This is a genomic window from Shimia haliotis, from assembly GCF_900114415.1.
GTDB classification, from domain to species: domain Bacteria; phylum Pseudomonadota; class Alphaproteobacteria; order Rhodobacterales; family Rhodobacteraceae; genus Shimia; species Shimia haliotis.
Map to the genome: position 1 here is coordinate 220,683 of NZ_FOSZ01000006.1, position 21,364 is coordinate 242,046.

26 protein-coding genes are annotated in these 21,364 nt (G+C 58.4%); 16 read left to right on the forward strand and 10 right to left on the reverse strand.

The genetic code is table 11. The annotated features are described in order from the left end of the window. Positions 1 to 26: 26 nt before the first annotated feature. The 7 genes from phnG (at position 27) to phnN (ending at position 5,080) form a co-directional block, all read left to right on the forward strand. Positions 27 to 470 (forward strand): phosphonate C-P lyase system protein PhnG, encoded by a 444-nt coding sequence (gene phnG, locus BM069_RS15085; protein ID WP_093324909.1) that lies wholly within the window; start codon positions 27 to 29, stop codon positions 468 to 470. Then, positions 470 to 1,060 carry a phosphonate C-P lyase system protein PhnH gene (gene phnH / locus BM069_RS15090; protein WP_093324910.1) on the forward strand — a complete coding sequence of 197 codons (591 nt, stop codon included), beginning with the start codon at positions 470 to 472 and terminating at the stop codon, positions 1,058 to 1,060. The genes phnG and phnH overlap by 1 nt, the downstream gene beginning before the upstream one ends. After that, entirely contained in the window at positions 1,060 to 2,154 is a 1,095-nt protein-coding gene (locus BM069_RS15095; protein WP_093324911.1) for a carbon-phosphorus lyase complex subunit, read from the forward strand. Before phnH ends, BM069_RS15095 begins: the two co-directional genes overlap by 1 nt. Then, complete coding sequence (locus BM069_RS15100; protein WP_093324913.1) at positions 2,151 to 3,020, forward strand: alpha-D-ribose 1-methylphosphonate 5-phosphate C-P-lyase PhnJ; 870 nt, start codon at positions 2,151 to 2,153, stop codon at positions 3,018 to 3,020. Before BM069_RS15095 ends, BM069_RS15100 begins: the two co-directional genes overlap by 4 nt. Further along, positions 3,017 to 3,787 (forward strand): phosphonate C-P lyase system protein PhnK, encoded by a 771-nt coding sequence (phnK, locus tag BM069_RS15105; RefSeq protein ID WP_093324915.1) that lies wholly within the window; start codon positions 3,017 to 3,019, stop codon positions 3,785 to 3,787. Before BM069_RS15100 ends, phnK begins: the two co-directional genes overlap by 4 nt. A gap of 61 nt (positions 3,788 to 3,848) precedes the next feature. Beyond that, complete coding sequence (phnL, locus tag BM069_RS15110) at positions 3,849 to 4,538, forward strand: phosphonate C-P lyase system protein PhnL (protein WP_093324917.1); 690 nt, start codon at positions 3,849 to 3,851, stop codon at positions 4,536 to 4,538. Further along, positions 4,538 to 5,080: a phosphonate metabolism protein/1,5-bisphosphokinase (PRPP-forming) PhnN gene (gene phnN, locus BM069_RS15115; protein WP_093324918.1), complete on the forward strand. Its 543-nt coding sequence runs from the start codon at positions 4,538 to 4,540 to the stop codon at positions 5,078 to 5,080. The genes phnL and phnN overlap by 1 nt, the downstream gene beginning before the upstream one ends. Here the strand turns inward: phnN and BM069_RS15120 are convergent. Further along, on the reverse strand, positions 5,062 to 5,745 hold the full coding sequence (locus BM069_RS15120) for a DUF1045 domain-containing protein (protein WP_093324919.1): 684 nt from the start codon (positions 5,743 to 5,745) through the stop codon (positions 5,062 to 5,064). The genes phnN and BM069_RS15120 overlap by 19 nt on opposite strands. 52 nt (positions 5,746 to 5,797) lie before the next feature. Here BM069_RS15120 and BM069_RS15125 point away from each other — a divergent pair, with 52 nt between their 5' ends. Next, positions 5,798 to 6,943, forward strand: coding sequence for an alpha-D-ribose 1-methylphosphonate 5-triphosphate diphosphatase (locus tag BM069_RS15125; RefSeq protein ID WP_093324994.1), 1,146 nt, complete (start codon positions 5,798 to 5,800; stop codon positions 6,941 to 6,943). On the opposite strand, the gene BM069_RS15130 is transcribed toward BM069_RS15125, so the two are convergent. Continuing rightward, positions 6,940 to 7,458: a GNAT family N-acetyltransferase gene (locus tag BM069_RS15130; protein ID WP_212611548.1), complete on the reverse strand. Its 519-nt coding sequence runs from the start codon at positions 7,456 to 7,458 to the stop codon at positions 6,940 to 6,942. The two genes, BM069_RS15125 and BM069_RS15130, sit on opposite strands and share 4 nt — an antisense overlap. Before the next feature lie 100 nt (positions 7,459 to 7,558). Then, positions 7,559 to 9,157, reverse strand: coding sequence for a phosphoenolpyruvate carboxykinase (locus BM069_RS15135; protein ID WP_093324922.1), 1,599 nt, complete (start codon positions 9,155 to 9,157; stop codon positions 7,559 to 7,561). Between the two features lie 372 nt (positions 9,158 to 9,529). Between BM069_RS15135 and BM069_RS15140 the strand changes: the two genes are divergently transcribed. From BM069_RS15140 to BM069_RS15170, 7 genes are read left to right on the forward strand one after another with little or no spacing between them, the layout of a single operon-like run. Next, complete coding sequence (locus BM069_RS15140) at positions 9,530 to 10,231, forward strand: response regulator transcription factor (RefSeq protein WP_093324924.1); 702 nt, start codon at positions 9,530 to 9,532, stop codon at positions 10,229 to 10,231. Between the two features lie 42 nt (positions 10,232 to 10,273). After that, positions 10,274 to 11,959 (forward strand): sensor histidine kinase, encoded by a 1,686-nt coding sequence (locus BM069_RS15145; protein ID WP_093324925.1) that lies wholly within the window; start codon positions 10,274 to 10,276, stop codon positions 11,957 to 11,959. Positions 11,960 to 11,968: 9 nt separating this feature from the next. Beyond that, complete coding sequence (locus tag BM069_RS15150; RefSeq protein WP_093324927.1) at positions 11,969 to 12,424, forward strand: HPr kinase/phosphorylase; 456 nt, start codon at positions 11,969 to 11,971, stop codon at positions 12,422 to 12,424. Next, positions 12,421 to 13,353, forward strand: a complete 933-nt coding sequence (gene rapZ / locus BM069_RS15155; protein ID WP_093324929.1) for an RNase adapter RapZ — start codon at positions 12,421 to 12,423, stop codon at positions 13,351 to 13,353. The genes BM069_RS15150 and rapZ overlap by 4 nt, the downstream gene beginning before the upstream one ends. Further along, positions 13,350 to 13,742 carry a PTS sugar transporter subunit IIA gene (locus BM069_RS15160; RefSeq protein ID WP_093324931.1) on the forward strand — a complete coding sequence of 131 codons (393 nt, stop codon included), beginning with the start codon at positions 13,350 to 13,352 and terminating at the stop codon, positions 13,740 to 13,742. The genes rapZ and BM069_RS15160 overlap by 4 nt, the downstream gene beginning before the upstream one ends. Positions 13,743 to 13,745: 3 nt before the next feature. After that, entirely contained in the window at positions 13,746 to 14,024 is a 279-nt protein-coding gene (locus BM069_RS15165) for an HPr family phosphocarrier protein (RefSeq protein ID WP_093324932.1), read from the forward strand. A gap of 49 nt (positions 14,025 to 14,073) precedes the next feature. Beyond that, positions 14,074 to 14,967 carry a lysophospholipid acyltransferase family protein gene (locus BM069_RS15170; RefSeq protein WP_093324934.1) on the forward strand — a complete coding sequence of 298 codons (894 nt, stop codon included), beginning with the start codon at positions 14,074 to 14,076 and terminating at the stop codon, positions 14,965 to 14,967. A gap of 65 nt (positions 14,968 to 15,032) precedes the next feature. Here the strand turns inward: BM069_RS15170 and BM069_RS15175 are convergent, their stop codons facing one another. After that, complete coding sequence (locus BM069_RS15175) at positions 15,033 to 15,908, reverse strand: 3-hydroxybutyryl-CoA dehydrogenase (RefSeq protein ID WP_093324936.1); 876 nt, start codon at positions 15,906 to 15,908, stop codon at positions 15,033 to 15,035. Positions 15,909 to 16,068: 160 nt separating this feature from the next. Between BM069_RS15175 and BM069_RS15180 the strand changes: the two genes are divergently transcribed. Then, on the forward strand, positions 16,069 to 16,896 hold the full coding sequence (locus BM069_RS15180; RefSeq protein ID WP_093324938.1) for a DUF6473 family protein: 828 nt from the start codon (positions 16,069 to 16,071) through the stop codon (positions 16,894 to 16,896). 71 nt (positions 16,897 to 16,967) lie between these two features. On the opposite strand, the gene BM069_RS15185 is transcribed toward BM069_RS15180, so the two are convergent. From BM069_RS15185 to bfr, 6 genes are all read right to left on the reverse strand, one after another. Continuing rightward, a complete protein-coding gene (locus tag BM069_RS15185) occupies positions 16,968 to 17,897 on the reverse strand; it encodes an electron transfer flavoprotein subunit alpha/FixB family protein (protein ID WP_093324940.1) in 930 nt (309 codons plus the stop codon). After that, positions 17,897 to 18,655, reverse strand: a complete 759-nt coding sequence (locus tag BM069_RS15190; RefSeq protein ID WP_093324942.1) for an electron transfer flavoprotein subunit beta/FixA family protein — start codon at positions 18,653 to 18,655, stop codon at positions 17,897 to 17,899. Before BM069_RS15190 ends, BM069_RS15185 begins: the two co-directional genes overlap by 1 nt. A gap of 242 nt (positions 18,656 to 18,897) precedes the next feature. Further along, positions 18,898 to 19,470: a cob(I)yrinic acid a,c-diamide adenosyltransferase gene (locus BM069_RS15195; protein WP_093324943.1), complete on the reverse strand. Its 573-nt coding sequence runs from the start codon at positions 19,468 to 19,470 to the stop codon at positions 18,898 to 18,900. A 1-nt stretch (position 19,471) separates the two neighbouring features. Beyond that, positions 19,472 to 19,675, reverse strand: coding sequence for a twin transmembrane helix small protein (locus BM069_RS15200; protein ID WP_093324945.1), 204 nt, complete (start codon positions 19,673 to 19,675; stop codon positions 19,472 to 19,474). An 87-nt stretch (positions 19,676 to 19,762) separates the two neighbouring features. Next, complete coding sequence (locus tag BM069_RS15205; protein ID WP_093324946.1) at positions 19,763 to 20,596, reverse strand: SDR family NAD(P)-dependent oxidoreductase; 834 nt, start codon at positions 20,594 to 20,596, stop codon at positions 19,763 to 19,765. Positions 20,597 to 20,627: 31 nt separating this feature from the next. Next, on the reverse strand, positions 20,628 to 21,116 hold the full coding sequence (gene bfr, locus BM069_RS15210; RefSeq protein WP_093324948.1) for a bacterioferritin: 489 nt from the start codon (positions 21,114 to 21,116) through the stop codon (positions 20,628 to 20,630). Positions 21,117 to 21,364: the final 248 nt, after the last annotated feature.

The window sequence follows — 21,364 nt, forward strand, 5'->3', positions numbered from 1 at the left end:
AGTAGACAAATCGACAAGGTGTCTAGATGACCGCAGAAATTCAAAGACGGGCGTGGATGTCGCTGTTGGCGAAGGCGCTGGAAGGGCGACTTTTGGCGCTTTGGGAGGGCTATGGGGCTTCTCCGGAATTCCATTGGCTGCGCGCGCCGGAGATTGGCGCAACCATGGTGCGGGGCCGCTTGGGCGGCACGGGCGCGCCGTTCAACCTTGGTGAAATGACGTTGACGCGCTGTGCGTTGCAATTGGCGTCGGGTGAGGTCGGACACGGCTATGTTCAGGGACGAAGCAAGGACAAGGCGCGGATTGCGGCGCTGGTGGATGCCCTGATGCAGACCGATCAGGCCACGGCAATTCAAGCGGCCATTTTGACGCCTCTCGCGGCCGAGATGGCTGAAATCAAAGAAACACGCGCGGCCAAGGCTGCCGCGACGAAAGTGGATTTCTTTACCATGGTGCGGGGAGAAGATTGATGGATGCTGAAGTTCTGAAGGGCGGATTTGCCGATGCGCCTGTGGATGCGGCGCATGCGTTTCGCGCGGCGATGACGGCGATGGCGCGCCCCGGTACAGTACACACCCTACATGGGGCACAGCCACCCGCACCGCTCAGCGTTGCAGCGGGTACGCTGATCCTGACATTGTGCGATCCGGACACCCCGCTGCATCTGGCTGGAGATTGGGACCGCAAGGAGGTGCGGGCGTGGATTGCGTTCCATGTGGGCGCGCCGCTTGTGACTGCTGAGGCTGCAATGTTCGCGCTTGGTGACTGGGACGCGCTTGCGCCGCTGACGCGGTTTGCGATTGGCACACCAGAGTATCCGGACCGGTCGGCGACGTTGATAGTTGAGGGGGCGACGCCTGAACGTGCGGTCCTGCGTGGACCGGGGATCAAGGACACAGTGGAGATGGGGTTGCCTGAGATTGCGGCCTTTCAGCTGAATGCGACCTTGTTCCCGTTGGGGCTGGATTTCTTTTTCACCAGCGGGGCGCAGGTAGCGGCCTTGCCGCGCACAACAAAAGTGAGCGTGCCTTCGGGCGCGACAAGCGTGGAGGCGGCCTGATGTATGTTGCTGTGAAAGGCGGTGAGCGTGCGATTGACAACGCGCACGCGTGGCTGGCGGAAGAGCGGCGCGGTGATCCGAATGTGGCAGACCTGTCGATCGCGCAGATCCGTGAGCAATTGGCGCTGGCGGTCAATCGCGTGATGGCGGAGGGGTCATTGTATGACCCTGATCTGGCGGCGCTGGCGATCAAGCAGGCGCGCGGGGATTTGATAGAGGCGATCTTTCTGATCCGCGCATATCGAACCACGTTGCCGCGGTTCGGTGCGACTGAGCCTGTGGAAACAGAAGCGATGTCCTGTGACCGCAGGATTTCGGCGACGTTTAAGGATGCGCCAGGGGGGCAGGTTCTGGGGCCGACATTTGATTACACCCACCGTTTGCTTGATTTCGCGCTTGAGGCGGAAGGGGAGAGCCCAAAGGTTGCGCAAGGTGCTGCGCGCAGGGAGCCGACGCCGCATATCACAGAGTTCCTGAACAAAGAGGGGCTGATCCAGACCGAAGAGGTGTCTGATGAAGAGCCCGGAGACCTGACGCGGGAGCCGTTGGAGTTGCCCAGCAACCGACCGTTGCGCCTTCAGGCGTTGACGCGGGGCGATGAGGGGTTTGTGCTGTCGATGGCGTACTCAACCCAGCGCGGTTATGCGCGCAACCACGCCTTTGTCGGCGAGTTGCGTATCGGCAAGGTGGCCGTGGAGATGGAGATCCCCGAGCTGGGATTTGCCATTGAAGTGGGGGAGATCGAGCTAACCGAATGTGAGACTGTGAACCAGTTTCAAGGCAGTAAGACCGAGCCACCGCAGTTCACACGCGGCTATGGGCTGGTTTTTGGACAATCCGAGCGGAAGTCGATTTCAATGGCTTTGGTGGATCGTGCGCTTCGCTGGGAAGAGCTTGGCGAGGACAACCTTGGTGCGCCGGCGCAGGATGAAGAGTTTGTGCTCTATCACTCCGACAACATTCAGGCGACGGGGTTTTTGGAGCACATCAAGCTGCCGCATTACGTCGATTTCCAATCCGAGCTGGAGTTGATCCGAAAGCTGCGCCGAGAGGCGATGGAGACCACCAATCCCGTGCAGGAGGCCGCGGAATGAGCAACTACAATTTCGCCTATCTGGATGAGCAGACCAAGCGCATGATCCGGCGCGCGATCCTGAAGGGGCTCGCTATTCCGGGCTATCAGGTGCCTTTTGCCAGCCGCGAGATGCCGATGCCCTATGGCTGGGGTACAGGGGGCGTGCAGGTGACGGCGGCTACCCTGACGCCAGAAGATACGCTGAAGGTGATCGATCAAGGGGCCGATGACACCACCAATGCCGTGTCGATCCGCAAGTTCTTTGAAAAAACAGCCGGTGTGGCGACCTCTGAGGAGACGGCACAGGCGAGTGTCATTCAAACCCGTCACCGCATTCCGGAAGAAGACCTGCGCGAAGATCAAATCCTTGTCTATCAGGTGCCAATTCCCGAGCCGCTGCGGTTTCTGGAACCGTCCGAGGTGGAGACTCGCAAGATGCACAGCCTTGAGGAATATGGACTGATGCATGTGAAACTTTATGAGGACATCGCCAAACACGGCGCGATTGCCACATCTTATGCCTACCCGGTGAAGGTTGAGGGGCGGTATGTGATGGACCCGAGCCCCATTCCGAAATTCGACAATCCAAAAATGGAAATGGCCGGCATTCAGCTTTTTGGTGCGGGGCGTGAGCAACGGATTTACGCGGTGCCGCCGTATTGCAAAGTGGTGAGCCTCGATTTTGACGACTATCCGTTTGAGGCCAGCAAAGCCGATCATGCCTGTGACATGTGCGGGGCGACGGACAGTTATCTCGATGAGGTGATTATGGATGATGCGGGAGGGCGGTTGTTTGTCTGTTCTGACACGGATTATTGCGCGGGCCGCCGCCGCGCGGGGCATGTGGGCGCGCAGGGCGTGGCCCTTGCGGAGGATGCAGCATGACGCCGCTATTGAAGGTTGAGAATGTCAGCAAGTTTTATGGCAACCGGATTGGCTGCGAGGGCGTGGATTTCGATCTTTATCCCGGTGAGGTCATGGGGATTGTCGGGGAAAGCGGGTCTGGCAAGTCAACACTTCTGAACTGCCTCGCAGGGCATTTGACGCCGGACACCGGCGAAGTGCGCTTTGAAATGCGTGACGGAATGATGCGGGATACGGTCAGCATGAGCGAGCCGGAGCGGCGAATGCTGAGCCGGACGGATTGGGCCTTTGTTCATCAGCACGCGCGGGACGGGTTGCGGATGAATGTCTCCGCTGGCGGCAACGTCGGTGAGCGGCTGATGGCCGTGGGGGCGCGACACTATGGGGATATTCGTGAAGAGGCTGTGGATTGGCTGGGGCGTGTGGAAATCAGTGAGAGTCGCGTGGACGATCGACCATCGCAGTTTTCCGGCGGGATGCAGCAGAGGTTGCAGATCGCGCGCAATCTGGTGACTGGGCCGCGGCTGGTGTTCATGGACGAGCCGACAGGGGGGCTTGATGTGTCTGTTCAGGCGCGGTTGCTGGACCTGTTGCGCGGGTTGGTGCGGAAGATGGGGCTGAGCGCCATTATCGTGACCCACGATCTTGCTGTTGTTCGCCTGTTGGCGGACCGGTTGATGGTGATGAAGGACGGGCAAGTGGTGGAAACCGGCCTGACCGATCAGGTTCTGGATGATCCGCAGCATGCCTATACGCAGTTGCTGGTGAGTTCGGTTCTGCAAGTTTGACAGCGCTGGGGGCTGTCTGCCCCCAGACCCCCGAAGGTATTTTCGGCAAAAGGAAAGTCGAATGATTGAGATTAGAGACCTGAGCAAGACGTTTACGCTGCACAATCAGGGCGGCGTGGTTATTCCGGTGATGCAGGGTGCCGAGTTGACAGTGGCAAAGGGCGAATGCGTGGCGCTGACGGGTGCGTCTGGGGCAGGCAAGTCGACATTGATGCGCATGATCTATGGCAATTATCTGGCCGCAGGCGGATCGATTGTTGTGAATGGTGTGGATGTCGTGCGGGCGGAGCCGCGCGAAATACTGGCGTTGCGGCGCGAGGTGTTGGGCTATGTCAGCCAGTTCCTACGGGTGGTGCCGCGCGTGCCGACCGTTGATGTGGTGGCGGAACCATTGTTGGCGGTGGGGGTGGATGCTCGCGCCGCACGGGCGCGGGCTTGTGATTTGTTGGCGCGGCTCAATATTCCGGAGCGGTTGTGGTCTCTGTCGCCAACGTCGTTTTCTGGCGGGGAGCAACAACGTGTGAACATCGCGCGCGGTTTTGCCCACTGCTATCCGGCAATGTTGCTGGATGAGCCGACAGCGTCGCTCGACGCGACGAACCGTGAGACCGTGTTGAGTCTGATTGAGGAGGCCAAGGCGCGGGGCGCGGCGATTGTGGGGATTTTCCACGATGAAGCAGCGCGCGAGCGTGTTTGTGACCGCGAGATTGACGTGGCGGTCTATACGCCGTCGATGGCGGGGGCAGCGTGATGGGGACGCGCGTGATTGGGGTTGTCGGGCCGTCGGGCGTTGGCAAGGATACGGTGATGGAAGCGATGGCCGAGGCGGATGCGCGTGTGCGACTTGTGCGGCGGGTGATCACGCGGGAGGCGGGGGCAGGCGGCGAGAAGTCGGTGGGAGCCACGGATGCAGAGTTTGATGCGCTGGTGGCCGAAGGTGCGTTTGCGCTTTGGTGGGCGGCGCATGGGTTGCGCTATGGTGTGCCGCGCGCCGCAGTCGAGGATCAGGGCGGGGAAGCGGTTGTTCTGGTGAACCTGTCGCGTGGTGTTCTGGATCAGGCGCGTGCGTGTTTTGACGCATTTTCCGTGCTGTCATTGAGGGCGGAGATCGCCACTCTGGCGCATCGGTTGGCGGCGCGGGGGCGCGAGACGGCGGCAGAAATAGAAGGGCGGTTGGCACAGGCTGACAGCGCTCGGCCCACGGGGGCGGACGTGATTGAAGTCGCAAATGACGGTGCGCTTGCGGATACAGTACAAGTGGCCTTGGCGGCCCTTCAGCCGGAGAGGGTGTGACGATGGATTTCGTGGAACACGCCAGCCTCATCCTCGCCCACAAGGGTCAGGCTGTCGACGACAAAGGGCTTCGGCAGCAGCGGGGTGACATGCGGAGCAAGCGCAGCAATGACCGCCTCGGCGCGTTTTCCCAGACGGCCGGACAAGGTGATGTGAAAGCGGAACTCTTCCATCACGTAGGGGTAGCCCCATTGCGCAAGAAGCGCGTCCTGACGCGTCGTGAGGTTGGATTTGCGGCGCCGCGCCAATTCCGCCTCAGAAGCAGGAGCGCGGAATGCGTCAAGGTCGCGGACAGCTTTGCCGGCCAGATCGGCAAGCGGCGATTGGTCCCCGTCGATGGTCAGCGCAACAAAGCTGCCGATGCGCGAGAGCGCGAGAGCGTCCAGCGTGATCGGGGCAAGCGTTGTGCAGAGGGTGGCAAAAGCCTCACTCAGGCCCGTTGCATTGGTCCCGTCCGCGAGAAAAAACGGCGGTTTGATCGTGCCGTGCAGCCCGTATTTCCGCGGCGTAGCTGTGATGTCGGACACCGCGCAGGGCAAGCCCTCGATACTAGGGTGCGCGACGGTTTTCCCTGTCGCCAGATCCCAGCCAAGCCAAGCCGCGCCGAACTCTGCCAATGGGCCGGGGCGTGGTGTGTAGTAGATGCCGTATCTTCGGAACTGCATTGTGCCTCTTTCAACCTTTTGACTGCGAATGCCAAAAATGCGTGACACTCACATGACACAAGAGATGATCCTTGCAAATGCCACCCTTGTTTTGCCCGATGAGACCGTGACCGGTTCTGTCGTTGTGCGCGACGGGACAATTGTCGACATCGGGCAGGGCGGCAATGTGCCGGTCGGAGCCGAAGATTGCGGCGGCGATTATGTGGCCCCAGGGCTTGTGGAACTACATACCGACAACCTAGAGCGCCATATGCGGCCACGCCCCAAGGTGGATTGGCCGCATCAGGCCGCGATTGTGGCACATGATGCGGAATTGGCGAGCGTTGGCATCACGACGGTATTTGACGCGCTGCGCGTCGGGTCGATCCTGTCTGACCCCAACAAGAAATACGGCAAATATGCGCGGTCGGTGGCCGATGAAATCTTGTCGATGCGGGACAGCGGCGGGCTGCGGATCAGTCACCACATTCACTTGCGGGCAGAGACCTGTTCGGAAAGCCTTGTGGAAGAGTTGGCCGAGTTCGGGCCAGAGGACCGTGTGGGGATTGTGAGCCTGATGGACCATACGCCCGGGCAGCGGCAATTCACGGATCTGGCGAAATTTGAAGCCTATGTTCGTGGCAAATACGCAATGGATGCGGATGGCTTTGATGACTACATGGCGTTTCTTGTCGGACTTCATGACCGATTGGGAGAAGCCCATGAAAAGGCCACCGTGGCGGCCGCAAAACGGTTCGGCGCGGTGTTGGCAAGTCACGACGATACCACCGCCGTGCAGGTGGCAACCTCGGCGGGCTATGGCATCCACTTGGCGGAATTTCCAACCACAGTAGAGGCTGCCAAAGCCAATCATGCTCATGGAATTGCCAATATCATGGGTGGGCCGAACCTCGTGCGGGGCGGCAGCCATTCCGGCAATGTCGCGGCAATGGAGCTGGCACAGTCGGGTCTTCTGGACATCCTGTCGTCAGACTATGTGCCTTCGTCCTTGTTGTTGGGCGCGGTGATGCTGGGGCAGGAATGGGGAGATATGGCCAAGGGATTGCATACGGTGACGGCGGCGCCCGCGAAATACACCAATCTGGACGATCGCGGGCGGCTTGAGGTGGGTTTGCAGGCGGACTTGATCCGGTTCCGTTTGACCGAAGGTGTGCCAGCGTTGCGCGCCGTGTGGCACAAGGGGGTGCGGGCCGCTTAAAGTTTGTCGAATGCGGGTGCGTAGGAGACCGCGAAAGGGGTTTTCAGTGCGTCGGGTGCAAGTTCGCGTGCCATAAAATAGGGGCCTGCGAATTGGTTGGTAAACCCTTTTGCAGCCTCCACCGAATATCCGAAGCGCGTATAGTAGTCGGGGTTGCCGAGCACGAAGCTGGCCTGCCAGCCGTCAAGCTGCGCCTGAGACAGGCCGCGGCGGATGAGTTGGGCACCAATGCCTTGTTTCTGATAGGTGGGCGCCACCGAGACCGGCGCAAGGCCGAGGGTTTTGACGGGGGCGGCCATTGGGGAAAATAGGACATGACCGACGATCTGGTCGTCTAGCACTGCCACAAAGGATATCGCAGCGTCGCCATCTGCACGTAACAGGTCGACGAGGCGGGCTTCGTCGGGTTGGCCGAAGGCCGTTTCGGTGAGGGCGCGGATAGCGTCAATGTCGGAAGGGGTTTCGGAGCGGATCAGCATGGTATCAGGGTAAGCGCGAAGTTTTGCTGTGTCCATTGGCTGAGGCAAAGTGGCGGGCCTAGAGCGCGCTGCTCGTTTCAAAAGAAAAAGCCCCGACGCATGGTCGAGGCTTTCCGAATTCATTTCGCCTGCTAGCTTAGCCGATCGCGGCGGCTTTCACGTCTGCGTCAATGTAGGGCAGGTATTGTTCGAAGTTGTCGGCAAACATGCCCACCAGTTTGGCGGCTTGCGCGTCATAGGCGTCTTTGTCAGCCCAAGTGGAACGCGGATCGAGCAGGCTGTCGTCAACGCCGGGCACAGACACTGGAACTTCAAAGCCGAAGTTGGCGTCTTTGCGGAACTCAACGTGGTTGAGCGAGCCGTCGAGCGCCGCGGTCAGCAGGGCGCGGGTTGCCTTGATCGGCATGCGCGAGCCGGTGCCGTAGGCGCCGCCGGTCCAGCCAGTGTTGACCAGCCAGCAGGTTGTGCCGAATTCAGCGATCTTTTCACGCAACAGCGCGCCATAGACTTCGGGGCGACGCGGCATGAAAGGTGCGCCGTAGCAGGTCGAGAAGGCCGGGGACGGTTCGGTCACGCCACGCTCGGTGCCAGCCATCTTGGCGGTGAAGCCCGACAGGAAGTGGTATTCTGCCTGAGCAGGGGTCAGACGTGCGATGGGAGGCAGGATGCCAAAGGCGTCGCAGGTCAGCATGATGATGTTCTTGGGGTGACCACCAAGGCCGTTGTCCGACGCGTTCGGGATTGAATCCAGCGGATAGGCGCAACGCATGTTTTCGGTCAGAGAGCTGTCTTCGAAGTCCAGTTCTTTTGTGTCTTCGTCATAGACCATGTTCTCGATCACGGTGCCGAACATCTGCGTGGTGGCGTAGATTTCGGGTTCCGCTTCGGGGTTCAGGCCGATGGTCTTGGCGTAGCAGCCGCCCTCAAAATTGAAGGTGCCACGATCAGACCAGCCGTGCTCGTCGTCACCGATCAGGGTGCGGTTCGGGTCGGCAGAAAGTGTGGTCTTGCCGGTGCCAGAGAGGCCGAAGAACACAGCGGAATCCACTGGGTTGTCTTTGGCGTGGTTGGCGGAGCAGTGCATCGGCATGATGCCTTTTTCCGGCAGGATGTAGTTCAGCAGGCCAAAGACGGATTTCTTGTTTTCGCCCGCGTATTCGGTGTTGCCGATCAGGATCATCTTTTTGTCGATGTTCACGGCAATCACTGTCTCGGTGCGGCAGCCGTGCTTGGCCGGATCTGCCTTAAACGTCGGGCAGTTGATGATGGTGTAGTCGGCCACAAACGTGTCGAGCGCGTCACGGGTCGGGCGACGCAGCAGGTGACGGATGAAGAGATTGTGCCAAGCCAGTTCATTCACCACACGCACGTTGATGGCGTGGGACGGATCGGCACCGGCGGTCAGGTCCTGCACAAAGTACTCGCGGCCCTTCATATGCTCCAGCATATCGGCGTGCAAACGGTCAAAGGCGTCTGCTTCCATCGGGGCATTGTTGTCCCACCAAATGGTGTCTTCGGTGGTGGGGGTGCGAACGGTGAACTTGTCTTTGGGCGAACGGCCGGTGAATTCACCGGTGCTCACCAGAAAGGTGCCGCCATTGCCCAGAGTGCCCTCGCCGCGCTTCAGCGCGTTCTCGATAAGGGCGGGCTCCATAAAGTTGTAATAGACATTTCCCAAACCTTCGATCCCTTGATCTTCGAGGCGGAACTGCGGGTTTACCCGTCCAAATGTCATTATCTTACTCCTGTAGCCGCTAACTTTTGGCGGCGGTCCTTTTTAGCCTTCGAAATGAAATAATATTGCGCGTAAGATCATTCCAAAGTGTGACAACGGCGTCTTAACATGTGGTTTCCAAGGATGAACAGGCGGCTTTGACGCAGTTAGCGCAATCAAATGCAGGTTAGCGCAATCAAAAGTTCCGATTGGCGTAAGTGTGCCTGTTTGCGCAACAAAAGTGAGACAAATTAGTCATTCGGAAGGGCTTTTGTCGTCAAATGAGTTCGAATTAAGTCCCGAATCGCACTTTTGCATTGATTGCCGGAGTCCCTACTGCGCATACTAGCGCAAAAAACAGGCAATAAAACGAGCAGCATAAGGATCTGACACATGTCCAAGATCGCCCTTGTGGATGACGACAGGAATATCCTGACGTCCGTTTCTATGACCCTTGAGGCAGAGGGATTTGAGGTAGAAACCTACAACGACGGCCAGCAGGCGCTGGACGCATTTAACAAAAAACTGCCGGATATGGCGGTGCTTGATATCAAGATGCCACGCATGGATGGCATGGATCTGTTGCAGCGGTTGCGACAGAAAACCAGCATGCCGGTAATTTTTCTGACTTCAAAAGACGATGAAATCGACGAGGTTCTCGGCTTGCGCATGGGGGCGGACGACTACGTCAAAAAGCCTTTCTCCCAGCGGCTGCTGGTTGAGCGCATTCGTGCGCTGCTGCGTCGTCAGGAAGCGGTGGACGGCGAGATCGTCGGTGACACCGAAGACACCAAGATCATGGAACGCGGTGAACTGACCATGGACCCGCTGCGCCATTCCGTAAGCTGGAAAGGGCAGGATGTGACTCTGACCGTCACCGAATTCCTGCTGTTGCAGGCGCTGGCGCAACGACCGGGTTTCGTGAAGAGCCGTGATCAGTTGATGGACGTGGCATATGACGATCAGGTCTATGTAGATGACCGGACAATCGACAGTCATATCAAACGCTTGCGCAAGAAGATGCGGACCGCGGATACGGATTTCTCTGCGATTGAGACACTCTATGGCATTGGCTATAGATACAACGAAGAATAAAGACGACTGACGACGCAAGCCGAAGGGAGCGACGTGCGAGACATGGCCCAAGGGCGGGACGGAGACGTTGTTTTGGGTGACGATTGGGTCGCACCTGAAGCCAATGTCGAGCGGGAAATGCGCGGACGGCGGGAACGCCGCCGTCTTTTGCCGCTTTCGAAATCTCCACTGACGCGCAAGATCATCACATTCAACATGATTGCCTTGCTGGTTCTCGTGGCAGGTATTCTGTTTCTGAACAGTGCGCGCGACAGTTTCGCGGTGCAGCGTGCGTCGGGTCTGATGACCGAAGCGCGGCTGATTGCGGGGGCGTTTGAGGCACAGATGCCTGCCGGCGCACCGGTCAATCTGGCGACAGAAGATGGCGTGAATGTCGGCGGTACTTTGGAGAAGTTGCCACTTAACGAAGGCACGAGTGTCTATGTGTTTGACACCACGCAGGTGGCTGTTGGCATGAAAGTTGGTGCCGCGTCATCAAGCGCGGCGCAGGCGCTGGCGGAGCGGCCCGCGGGCACACCACTTACCTCCAGTTTGAACAAGCTGTGGGAAACCATCGGTGGCACAGACAGCACCGGCTTGGCCAAGACCGGTGACAATGAGGCACGGTTGCGGCAAATCGCAGAATTGGCGCTGTCGGAAGGGGAATACCTGACAACATTGGAAGCCGCGACCGGTGACACGGTTTTTGCGGTGGGCGTGCCAGTACGGCAGAATGGAACCGACGTCGGCGCCGTAGTTCTGGTGAGCGCGGCTGGCGAGTTGGACAGTATGGTGAGCTCTGAACGCGAACGCGTTTTGCAGATGTTCTTGATTGCGACGGTGGTGTCAGTGGGTCTGTCGATGGTGCTGGCCTCGACCATATCAAATCCGTTGTCGGATCTGGCGGCTGCAGCGGAAATCGGCCGGGACAGCGACACGCGCAAGGTCAATCCAGGTCGGGTGCGTATTCCGGATTTGACCGCGCGTCCCGATGAAATCGGGCGTCTTTCCGGCGCGTTGCGGGGCATGGTTTCCGCGCTCTATGAACGGATCGACAGCAACGAACAGTTTGCGGCGGATGTCGCGCATGAGATCAAGAACCCGCTGGCGTCGTTGCGCTCGGCGGTGGGGTCCTTGCGGATGGTCAAGAAAGAAGAGCACCGCGAAAAGCTTCTGGATGTGATCGAACATGACGTGCGGCGCCTGGATCGTCTTGTCAGCGACATTTCCAACGCATCACGCCTGGACAGTGAGCTGGTCAAGGAAGAAGAAGAGCAATTCAACCTGCTCGAAATGGTCGGCAATCTGACGCAATATCTGGGAGAAGATGCCAAGAGCAAGGGCATCGAGTTTGTCACAGACCTTCCGGAAGTTCCGATAGAGGTTAATGGGCTCGAGGCGCGGCTGGCGCAGGTGTTTGTGAACCTGATCACCAATGCGGTTAGTTTCTGCGAGGATGGCGACGCGATCCGAGTATGGGCCCGCAAACGGGAGAACCGTGTTTTGGTTGTGGTTGAGGACACTGGCCCCGGCATTCCGGAGCAGGCGCTCAACAAGATCTTCAACCGGTTCTATTCCCATCGCCCCGAAAGCGATTTTGGCAATAACTCGGGCCTCGGGCTGGCGATCTCAAAACAGATTGTCGAAGCGCACGGGGGCGTGATCTGGGCCGAGAACATTCGTCCGACAGATGCGGACATCACCTCCGAACCTTTGGGCGCCCGCTTCGTGGTCGGCCTGCCGGTATAAGCTTTGGCGATGCGCGGGGAGGATGGCGCACGCGGCCCCGCAGCACCTTTGGAAACCAATTTGCACGCAAGTTGTGTGGCCCTTGAGGGCCGCGCGGTTCTTATTTCCGGCGCGTCTGGGACGGGAAAGTCGTCACTAGCGTTGCAGTTGATGGGATTTGGGGCGCGGCTGGTTGCGGATGACCGCACCGTGGTTCGCCTTAGGGGCAATCGGCTTTGGGCCAGCGCTCCTGACAGCATCCGTGGCAAGATCGAAGCCCGTGGAGTAGGCATTCTGAAAGCGACTGCGTTGCGTGAGGCCGAAGTTGTATTGGCGGTCGATCTGGATCGCAAAGAGACCGATCGTTTGCCGCATCCTCTCGAGACCCGCATTTTGGGGGAACCGCTCCCCTTGTGTCTGCGCGTGGATGCTGCGCATTTTGCAGCAGCGATTCTGCAATTCCTGCGCGAAGGGAGAGACGCGTGAGCGCGGCTGTTACCACTCAGACAAACCATCGACTGGTTCTTGTTACCGGCCCATCCGGTGCAGGGCGAACCACAGCCATCAAGGCGCTGGAAGATTCCGGATTTGAGGTCATTGACAATCTGCCCATCGGTTTGCTTGACCGATTGTTGTCAGATGATCCCCTCAAGGGCCCAATGGCCTTGGGGTTGGATGTGCGCAATCGGGATTTCTCGCCTCAGGCCTTGCAAGATGCGTTGCATTTGCTGGAACGCGTCCCCGGGGCCCTGCCGGAATTGCTTTATCTGGATTGCCGGGCCGACGTTCTGGCGCGCCGATATAGTGAGACCCGCCGCCGCCATCCGATGGAGCCGGAAGGCGACCCCGCTGAAGGTATTCGGCGTGAGTTGAAACTCTTTTCGCCGGTGAAAGACCAGGCGGACGTTTTGATCGAAACGTCCGAGTTAAGCCCGCACGATTTGCGGGCGGCGGTCGAAAAACAATTTGCGCCGAGAGGCGGCCAGTCGCTGGCGTTAAGCGTCACGTCCTTCAGCTACAAGCGCGGGTTGCCGCAAAGTGCGGATATGGTTTTTGATTGCCGGTTCCTGCGCAATCCGCATTGGCAGCCGGAGCTGCGTCCGATGGACGGCGAGGATTTCGAAGTTGCGGAGTATGTGGCGGCTGATCCGGCCTTTAAGCCCTTCTTTTTGTCGCTCACTCAGATGGTGGAGGGGTTGCTGCCCGCCTATATCTCCGAGGGGCGCAGCCACCTAATGATTGCCTTTGGATGCACGGGGGGGCGTCACAGATCGGTTTTTGTCACGAATTCCCTTGCCGCCGCTCTTGCGCAACTGGGCTGGCAGGTGTCAATTAGACATCGCGAACTTAATCGCGTCGCGACGCTGCCGGGACATGGGCCGGATGGCACAGCAAATGGGGAAGACAAAGCGTGATCGGAATTGTGATCGTGGCACATGGTGGTTTGGCCGGCGAATACCTTGCCGCCATGGAGCATGTGGTGGGCACGCAGAACGGCGTGACCGCCATCGCGATTGAGCCGGAACATGACCGCACTGCCAAACAGGGCGAAATCTGCGCGGCGGCTGATGCTGTCGACAGCGGAGATGGCGTGGTGATTGTTACGGATATGTTTGGCGGCTCCCCTTCCAACCTGAGCTTGCGGGCCTGTGCCCCTGCGAACCGGCGTATCCTTTATGGAGCCAATTTGCCGATGTTGATCAAACTTGCCAAAAGCCGCCACCTCGACGTTTCCGATGCCGTGAAGCTGTCGCTCGAAGCAGGGCGCAAATACATCGACACCCAGAATATCCAGACAGGGTAAATTATGACCGACACCACCGCGAGAACGCTCCTGATCGTGAACGAAAAAGGCCTGCACGCGCGCGCTTCTGCCAAGCTGGTGGAAGTCGTCGAAGGTTTTGACGCTTCGGCAGAAGTGTCAAAGGATGGGTTGAGCGCCGGCGGCGACAGTATTATGGGGTTGCTGATGCTCGCAGCCTCCAAGGGAACATCGGTGGATGTGGTTACCAACGGGCCTGACGCGGTGGCGTTGGCGGATGCTATAGAAGCACTTGTGGCCGACAAGTTTGGCGAAGGCTTCTAAGGCAGCTAAGATACGACGCCCGATAGGGGCGAAAAACAGGAAGACAGACTTGGTGGATACTGTGCCAGAGCCGCAAACGGCAAAGAATGCTGTGACAGATGACGACAACGGCCAGATCTATGACCGTCGCACGTTGACCTATGCCAACTCGTTTGACGACAATTGGACGTCTTTTGCCATTCGTGCCATCGAGTGGCTGACGGGTAAGCCGCGTATTCTGCGCATGGTGAACAAGTTTGAACGCAACAACGATGAGTACCGCGGCCAGAATTTCTGGCGCGGGGCGCTCAATGTTATGGGCATTGAACTGACGACCCCGCAGGAGCAGATCGAGAACATTCCGTCAGAAGGCCCTGTTGTTGTCGTGGCCAACCACCCGCATGGCATGGTGGACGGCATGATTTTTGCCGATCTGATCGGCCGCGTGCGTCAGGACTATCGCATTCTTACCCGTTCGGTTCTGACCGGACTGGATGAAGCGGCGTCGAGCTTTATGATCCCGGTGCCGTTTCCTCATGATCCCGATGCGCAGCGCAAGATGGTTGAGATGCGCGCCAATGCGATGGCCCATCTCAAGGAAGGCGGCGTTGTCGCGCTGTTCCCGTCTGGTGTGGTGATGAGCTCGGAAACGTGGTGGGGACCGGCGGTCGAGCAGGAATGGAACGTTTTCACCGCGCAGATGATCCGCCGTTCTGGCGCGCGGGTGGTTCCGATTTTTTATCCGGGGCGCAATAGCCGCGCGTATCAGATCGCCAATAAACTGTCTCCGATCCTGCGTCAGGGCTTGCTGTTGCACGAAATCGTGCGCTCTTGCCACAAGCCGCAGAAGCCCGTGGTCGGCAAGCCATTGACCGACGAGCAGATGGAACGCCTACATTCCGATCCGCGCGGCTTTATGGCGTGGCTCCGACAGCATACGCTGGACCTTGGCGAGGGCGCCTAAGCTTTTCTTCTTAAACAAAACATCCCAGAGAGCGAGGTAGAGAATCGCTCCCCTTTTGGCGCAGGTCAGCGCGTCGGCACGGGCACGTCGCCGCGGTAATCATAGAACCCGCGTTTGACCTTGCGACCGAGCCATCCAGCTTCGACATACTTTGTCAGTAGTGGGCAGGGGCGGTATTTGGTGTCGGCAAGACCGTCGTGCAGAACGTTCATGATGGCCAGGCAGGTATCCAGGCCGATAAAATCGGCCAACTCAAGCGGACCCATTGGGTGGTTCGCACCGAGTTTCATGGCATTGTCGATCGAAGCCACATTGCCGACACCTTCATAAAGCGTGTAGCAAGCCTCGTTGATCATCGGGATCAGAATGCGGTTCACGATAAACGCCGGAAAATCTTCGGCACTGGCAGCGGTTTTTTCCAGTTTGTTCACGATGCCCAGACAGGTTTGGTAGGTCGGCTCGTCCGTGGCAATCCCGCGGATCAGTTCGACGAGTTGCATCACCGGTACAGGGTTCATGAAATGAAAGCCCATAAAGCGTTCCGGTCGATCGGTGCGAGATGCCAAGCGGGTTATCGAAATCGAAGACGTGTTGGAGGTCAGGATCGTGTCTGGCCCCAAATGTGGTTTGAGCGTGTCAAAGATCTGGTGCTTGATTTCTTCACGTTCTGTGGCGGCTTCAATCACCAGATCGGTGCGGCCCAGCGCGGGCAACTCGAGCGTGGTGGAGATGCGCGACATAGCGGCGGCCTTGTCCTCGGCTGAGACCTTTTCACGGCTCACTTGGCGCTCTAGGTTTTTGTCGATTCGCGCGACGGCGGCGTCCAGAGCATCTTGATTGATGTCGTTAAGAAGAACCTCGTAACCTGCCAGTGCCATCACATGTGCAATGCCGTTGCCCATTTGGCCGGCACCGACCACTCCGATTGACGTGATGTCCATGAAACGCCCCTCTTTTCTCGCGTTGCCTGACCTTATGCCTGCCGTTCGGGCAACCGCAAGGGGGCGTGGTCTCTAAAATTTGCGGCAACTTCGCACATTAGCCATTTGGCAAACAGTTTGCGCGAATCTGGGCGCGGGTGAGGAAAGTTGTGGTGAAAATATGTCATTTGCGAAAATGGGCGGTGGTGCGATCGATTATGCACCCTGCCGTTATGGAAAATCCCGGATTGCGTTTCGTGGTCCAAAAAAGAAACTGGAAGATGCCTATGTTGCTTTCGTGGGCGGAACAGAGACCTATGGGAAATTCATCCCGACCCCTTTTGTGTCCCAGGTGGAGGGAAGCTTGGGTATCGAATGTGTCAACCTAGGATGTGTGAACGCGGGTATTGATGCCTTTCTGGCCGAGCCCGCTGTCCTGGGTGTGACCCAACATGCAGATGTGACCGTGGTGCAGATCATGGGCGCGCAGAACATGTCGAACCGCTATTACAAGGTCCATCCGCGCCGCAACGACCGTTTCATTAGTGCGTCACAGATGATGCAAATGGTCTTTCACGAGGTGGACTTCAGCGAGTTCCATTTCAACCGTCATATGCTGCAAAGCCTTAAGACAGTCGCGCCGGAGCGTTACACGATGGTTCGCGAGGAGCTGCGCATGGCCTGGAGTGCGCGCATGAAGCTTCTTTTGAACACGATTGGCGGCAAAGTGGTGTTGCTTTGGGTCGCGGATCATTCTCCGGACGACGAGGCGGCAACCACCGAATTAGGACGGGATCCCTTGTTTGTTGATCGCAGTATGGTGGATGAATTGATGCCGCTGGTCGATGATCTGGTCGAAGTGGTGGTTTCGCCAAATGAGGCCGAAGGATCAACCGATGAAATGGTCTTCTCCGAGATGGAACAGGTCGCCGCCAAGCGCATGCTTGGACCGTCGGTACACGGGCAAACAGCCACGGCTTTGACAAAGGTGTTGCAAGGTTTGATCTGAGGATCACCTGCCGACACGAAAAGGCCCGCCAAATTGGCGGGCCTTTCGCTATTTTAAATCCGAAGCTTGGCTTAGCCGAGTTTCTCGGTCAGGGCCGGAACAGCCTCAAACAGGTCGGCAACCAGACCGAAGTCAGCAACCTGGAAGATCGGTGCTTCTTCGTCTTTGTTGATCGCGACGATGATCTTGGAGTCTTTCATACCTGCAAGGTGCTGAATGGCTCCGGAGATACCTGCTGCGATGTAGAGTTCAGGTGCAACAACCTTACCGGTCTGACCCACCTGCCAGTCGTTCGGGGCGTAGCCCGAGTCAACCGCGGCGCGGGACGCGCCAACGGCGGCGCCCAGTTTGTCAGCCAGAGCTTCGATGATTTTGAAGTCTTCTTCAGAACCAACACCACGACCACCGGAGACAACGATGCCAGCCGAAGTCAGTTCGGGGCGATCGCTTTCGGCAACCTTGTCTTCAACCCATTCGGACAGGCCGGGGTTGTCAGCTGCGCCAACGGTTTCCACGGATGCGGAGCCGCCTTCGCCTGCCGCGTCGAAGGTCGACGTACGGAAGGTGATGACTTTGGTCGCGTCAGAGGATTTCACGGTCTGGATCGCGTTACCGGCATAGATCGGGCGCTCGAACGTGTCGGCGTCGACAACGGCGGTCACGTCAGACATCACCATCACGTCCAGAAGTGCCGCCACGCGGGGCATTACGTTCTTGGCGTCGGTGGTCGCTGGCGCCACGATGTGGCTGTAGTCACCCGCGAGGGAGACGATCAGCGCCGCGGTCGGTTCTGCAAGGCGGTGGCCCAGAGACGCGTCTTCGGCAACCAGAACCTTGGCCACACCGTCGATTTTCGCGGCGGCGTCGCCAGCTGCGGCGGCAGATGCGCCAGCGGCCAGAACGGTCACGTCACCCAGTGCCTTTGCAGCGGTGACAGCCTTGGCGGTGGCGTCCATCGCCAGTTCGCCGTTGTTGACTTCTGCGAGAAGAAGAACAGCCATTACACAGCCCCCGCTTCTTTGAGTTTCTCGACCAGCTCGTCTACGGAGCCAACCATGATGCCTGCGGCACGCTCGGACGGCTCGGAGGTTTTGACAACCTCAAGACGCGGGGTGACATCCACGCCGTAGTCGGCAGCGGTTTTCTCATCCAGCGGCTTTTTCTTCGCCTTCATGATGTTCGGCAGGGACGCATAACGCGGCTCGTTCAAACGCAGGTCCACGGAGATGATCGTCGGTGTCGCGACCTTGATGGTCTGCAGACCGCCGTCCACTTCGCGGGTCACAACAGCGCTATCGCCGTCGATGTCGACCTCGGACGCGAAAGTCGCCTGCGACCAGCCCAGAAGGGCGGACAGCATCTGACCGGTTGCGTTCATGTCGTTGTCGATCGCCTGCTTGCCGCAGAGAACCAGACCAGGCTGCTCTTCTTCGACGATTTTGGCGAGGATCTTAGCAACCGCCAGCGGCTCGATGTCTTGATCGACGCTGTCAGCTGCTACAACCAGGATCGCGCGGTCGGCGCCCATGGCGAGGGCAGTGCGCAGGGTTTCCTGAGCTTGCTTCACACCGATGGAAACAGCGATAACCTCGTCTGCCTTACCGGCCTCTTTCAGGCGGATGGCCTCTTCGACGGCGATTTCGTCGAATGGGTTCATCGACATTTTTACGTTGGCGAGATCGACACCGGTCCCGTCCGCTTTCACACGGACTTTCACGTTGTAGTCAATCACGCGCTTGACAGGCACAAGTACCTTCATGGGCGTTGGACTCCTTACAAAATGTCAGAGCCGGGGTCCGGCTCAAGCAATGCTCTCACGGCGTTGATATATTCTTGCGCGCATTCGAAACAGAGCAAAATCGTCACGTTTGGTCTTATCGACGTCACGTATGGGGGTTTCACGTTACGTTTCTTGCAAGAATGTTGCGGCAGTGCAGAAAAGTTACGTAAGGGGAATTTGCGTAAACTCTTCTGTTAGCGCAACCGAGCAGCGTGAGGTGTTTAGCGATTCGCTCCGGGCACCCAGAGCACGTCGGCACGGCCATCATCATTGGCGACGCGGGCGGCGACAAAGAACCAATCCGACAGCCGGTTGAGGTACGTGACCACATGTGGGTTCACCTCTTCAGCCTGGGACAGTTCCACCGCAAGGCGTTCCGCGCGGCGTGCGACGGTGCGGCAGATGTGCAGATGTGCGGACAACGCGGACCCACCCGGCAAGATAAAACTGCGCAGAGGTTCCAGTTTGTCGTTCATGGCGTCTATTTCTGCTTCAAGACGAAGGACCTGACTTTCGGCCATGCGCAGGGGTGGGTATTCGCTTTGGGCATCTTTGGCCATGTCGGGACGGCAGAGGTCCGCCCCAAGGTCAAAGAGGTCGTTCTGAATGTAGGACAGCTGCGCGTCCAGCGGCCCATCCGCGTGAAGTCTGGCGACGCCAAGAGTGGCGTTGAGTTCGTCTGATGTGCCATAGGCCGTCACGCGCGGATCATATTTGGCAACCCTGTCGCCATTGCCCAGTGCGGTTGTCCCTTTGTCACCGGTGCGGGTGTAAATCTTGTTCAGTACAACCATGTCAGCCACCGTTCCGGAAAAGCACAAACGCTAGAATAAGAAGCACGGCGATAAACTGAGCCGCCAATCGCATGCGCATAAGCTTGTTGGCGTATTTGCGGTTGAATTCACCGCCCTTGGCGAAACCGCCGACACCGATCATCAGGATGACGAGCACCCCGAGACACGCAACTGCGGCGACCCAAAACAGGGGATCGTTGGCCATGATTCTGCTCCTACCTCTCGTGAACGCGCCCAGTGATAGACCCTTGTCGGGCAAAACTGAACTCCCTTGAAGGTCATCTACGGCAGGTCAGCCTTTGGAGATCACCCAGTCGAGCGCTTTTGTTGGCAAAAGGCGGCGGAGAAGGTTCATGATATGGGCGGGTTTGGTGACACGGTAGCGCGCGCGGGGGCGGGGGCTTTCGATGGCGAGGATCAGTTTATCGACCACGGCTTGGGCCGGCAGTTCAAACGGGTCTAGCCCTTGCTTTTCAGTCTTGAAACGTTTCACGAGGCCGGTTCTGTATCGATCCGCATGCACCGATTTTTCCCAATCGATCCAGTCAAAAAATTGCGCGGCATTGTTTTTGCGCATCGCCGACGTCACGGGGCCGGGTTCGATCAGGCTGACGGAGATCGGCGCGCCGCGCAGCTCTATGCGGAGACTGTCTGCCCAGCCTTCGAGCGCATGTTTGGTGGACACATAGGCCCCGCGGAAACGCATAGACACATAACCAAGCACGGACGAGTTCAACACAATCCGGCCGTGGCCTTGCGCGCGCATGACAGGCAAGATTTGCCGTGTCAGTTCGTGCCATCCCAAAAGGTTGCTTTCCATCAAATCGCGGAACCCGTCGGTTGGCAGATCTTCGATCGCACCGGGCAAGCCGCGTGCGCCATTGTGAAAAACAGCATCAAGCGCGCCGCCTGTTGCGGCGAGCGTTTCGGCAAGGCCTTTGGTGATGGTCTCTGCGTCGCGATAATCAATCAGCGGGCTGAGGAAGCCTTCGGCGCGCAATCGGTCACAGTCACGCTGTTGTCGGCAACTCGCGATGACATGCCAGCCGCGCTCGCGCAATCCGCGCGCGGCGGCAAGGCCGATGCCAGTGGAGCAGCCGGTGATCAGAATGGTTTTCTTGGTCATGAATATCCCGGCTGCCCGTTTGGGGCGCTATTTAGTCGTCGGCCTCGTCGGCGCTTTCGGCATTGAGTTGGCCGTAGTTCTGGGCGCCAATCGTGTCGTGCAGCTCAAGCTGTGTTTCGAGAAAATCGATATGGCCCTGCTCGTCGTTGATCAGCTCCTCAAAAAGTCCCATGGACGCGAAATCGCCAACCTCGGCACAGACCTTGCGCGCCTCCGTATAAAGCGCCACAGCTTCCATTTCCGCATCCAGATCGCAGGCCAATGTTTCGCGGACGTTTTCGCCAATACGGAGCGGGTCCAGCGTCTGCAGGTTCGGGTGGCCTTCGAGGAAGATGATCCGGTCGATCAGCTTGTCGGCGTGCTCCATCTCTTCGATGCTTTCTTCACGCATTTTCTTGGCAAGCTTGCCGTATCCCCAGTCTTTTTGCAGGCGATAGTGCAACCAGAACTGGCTCACAGCGGTCAGTTCAACCCGCAACGCTTTGTTCAGATACTCGATAACTCTGGGATCGCCCTTCATCACTCACACTCCTTTTGGATTTTGTGCCTCGCAGGCCGCGCAATCCGGCTGGCACTTCCAGATTAGAGTTTGAGCGCATCGAGGCAACAAAAAGCTTCATGCAGCCGCCGCAACTCGGTGTTTTGCCCAATGCGTGATAGATTTTTCCGGGTGTGATGATTGTCGCGTCATCCGCTGCGCGCATCCAATTGATTGCCGCGTGAATGTCTTTGTCCGAGATACGCTCACAACTGCAAACGATCATACCG

Coding starts and splice junctions, on each gene's coding strand:
- phnG (WP_093324909.1), top strand. CDS start 27: ATGACCGCAGAAATTCAAAGACGGGCGTGGATGTCGCTGTTGGCGAAG.
- phnH (WP_093324910.1), top strand. CDS start 470: ATGGATGCTGAAGTTCTGAAGGGCGGATTTGCCGATGCGCCTGTGGAT.
- BM069_RS15095 (WP_093324911.1), top strand. CDS start 1,060: ATGTATGTTGCTGTGAAAGGCGGTGAGCGTGCGATTGACAACGCGCAC.
- BM069_RS15100 (WP_093324913.1), top strand. CDS start 2,151: ATGAGCAACTACAATTTCGCCTATCTGGATGAGCAGACCAAGCGCATG.
- phnK (WP_093324915.1), top strand. CDS start 3,017: ATGACGCCGCTATTGAAGGTTGAGAATGTCAGCAAGTTTTATGGCAAC.
- phnL (WP_093324917.1), top strand. CDS start 3,849: ATGATTGAGATTAGAGACCTGAGCAAGACGTTTACGCTGCACAATCAG.
- phnN (WP_093324918.1), top strand. CDS start 4,538: ATGGGGACGCGCGTGATTGGGGTTGTCGGGCCGTCGGGCGTTGGCAAG.
- BM069_RS15120 (WP_093324919.1), bottom strand. CDS start 5,745: ATGCAGTTCCGAAGATACGGCATCTACTACACACCACGCCCCGGCCCA.
- BM069_RS15125 (WP_093324994.1), top strand. CDS start 5,798: ATGACACAAGAGATGATCCTTGCAAATGCCACCCTTGTTTTGCCCGAT.
- BM069_RS15130 (WP_212611548.1), bottom strand. CDS start 7,458: ATGGACACAGCAAAACTTCGCGCTTACCCTGATACCATGCTGATCCGC.
- BM069_RS15135 (WP_093324922.1), bottom strand. CDS start 9,157: ATGACATTTGGACGGGTAAACCCGCAGTTCCGCCTCGAAGATCAAGGG.
- BM069_RS15140 (WP_093324924.1), top strand. CDS start 9,530: ATGTCCAAGATCGCCCTTGTGGATGACGACAGGAATATCCTGACGTCC.
- BM069_RS15145 (WP_093324925.1), top strand. CDS start 10,274: ATGGCCCAAGGGCGGGACGGAGACGTTGTTTTGGGTGACGATTGGGTC.
- BM069_RS15150 (WP_093324927.1), top strand. CDS start 11,969: ATGCGCGGGGAGGATGGCGCACGCGGCCCCGCAGCACCTTTGGAAACC.
- BM069_RS15165 (WP_093324932.1), top strand. CDS start 13,746: ATGACCGACACCACCGCGAGAACGCTCCTGATCGTGAACGAAAAAGGC.
- BM069_RS15175 (WP_093324936.1), bottom strand. CDS start 15,908: ATGGACATCACGTCAATCGGAGTGGTCGGTGCCGGCCAAATGGGCAAC.
- BM069_RS15180 (WP_093324938.1), top strand. CDS start 16,069: ATGTCATTTGCGAAAATGGGCGGTGGTGCGATCGATTATGCACCCTGC.
- BM069_RS15185 (WP_093324940.1), bottom strand. CDS start 17,897: ATGGCTGTTCTTCTTCTCGCAGAAGTCAACAACGGCGAACTGGCGATG.
- BM069_RS15190 (WP_093324942.1), bottom strand. CDS start 18,655: ATGAAGGTACTTGTGCCTGTCAAGCGCGTGATTGACTACAACGTGAAA.
- BM069_RS15195 (WP_093324943.1), bottom strand. CDS start 19,470: ATGGTTGTACTGAACAAGATTTACACCCGCACCGGTGACAAAGGGACA.
- BM069_RS15200 (WP_093324945.1), bottom strand. CDS start 19,675: ATGGCCAACGATCCCCTGTTTTGGGTCGCCGCAGTTGCGTGTCTCGGG.
- BM069_RS15205 (WP_093324946.1), bottom strand. CDS start 20,596: ATGACCAAGAAAACCATTCTGATCACCGGCTGCTCCACTGGCATCGGC.
- bfr (WP_093324948.1), bottom strand. CDS start 21,116: ATGAAGGGCGATCCCAGAGTTATCGAGTATCTGAACAAAGCGTTGCGG.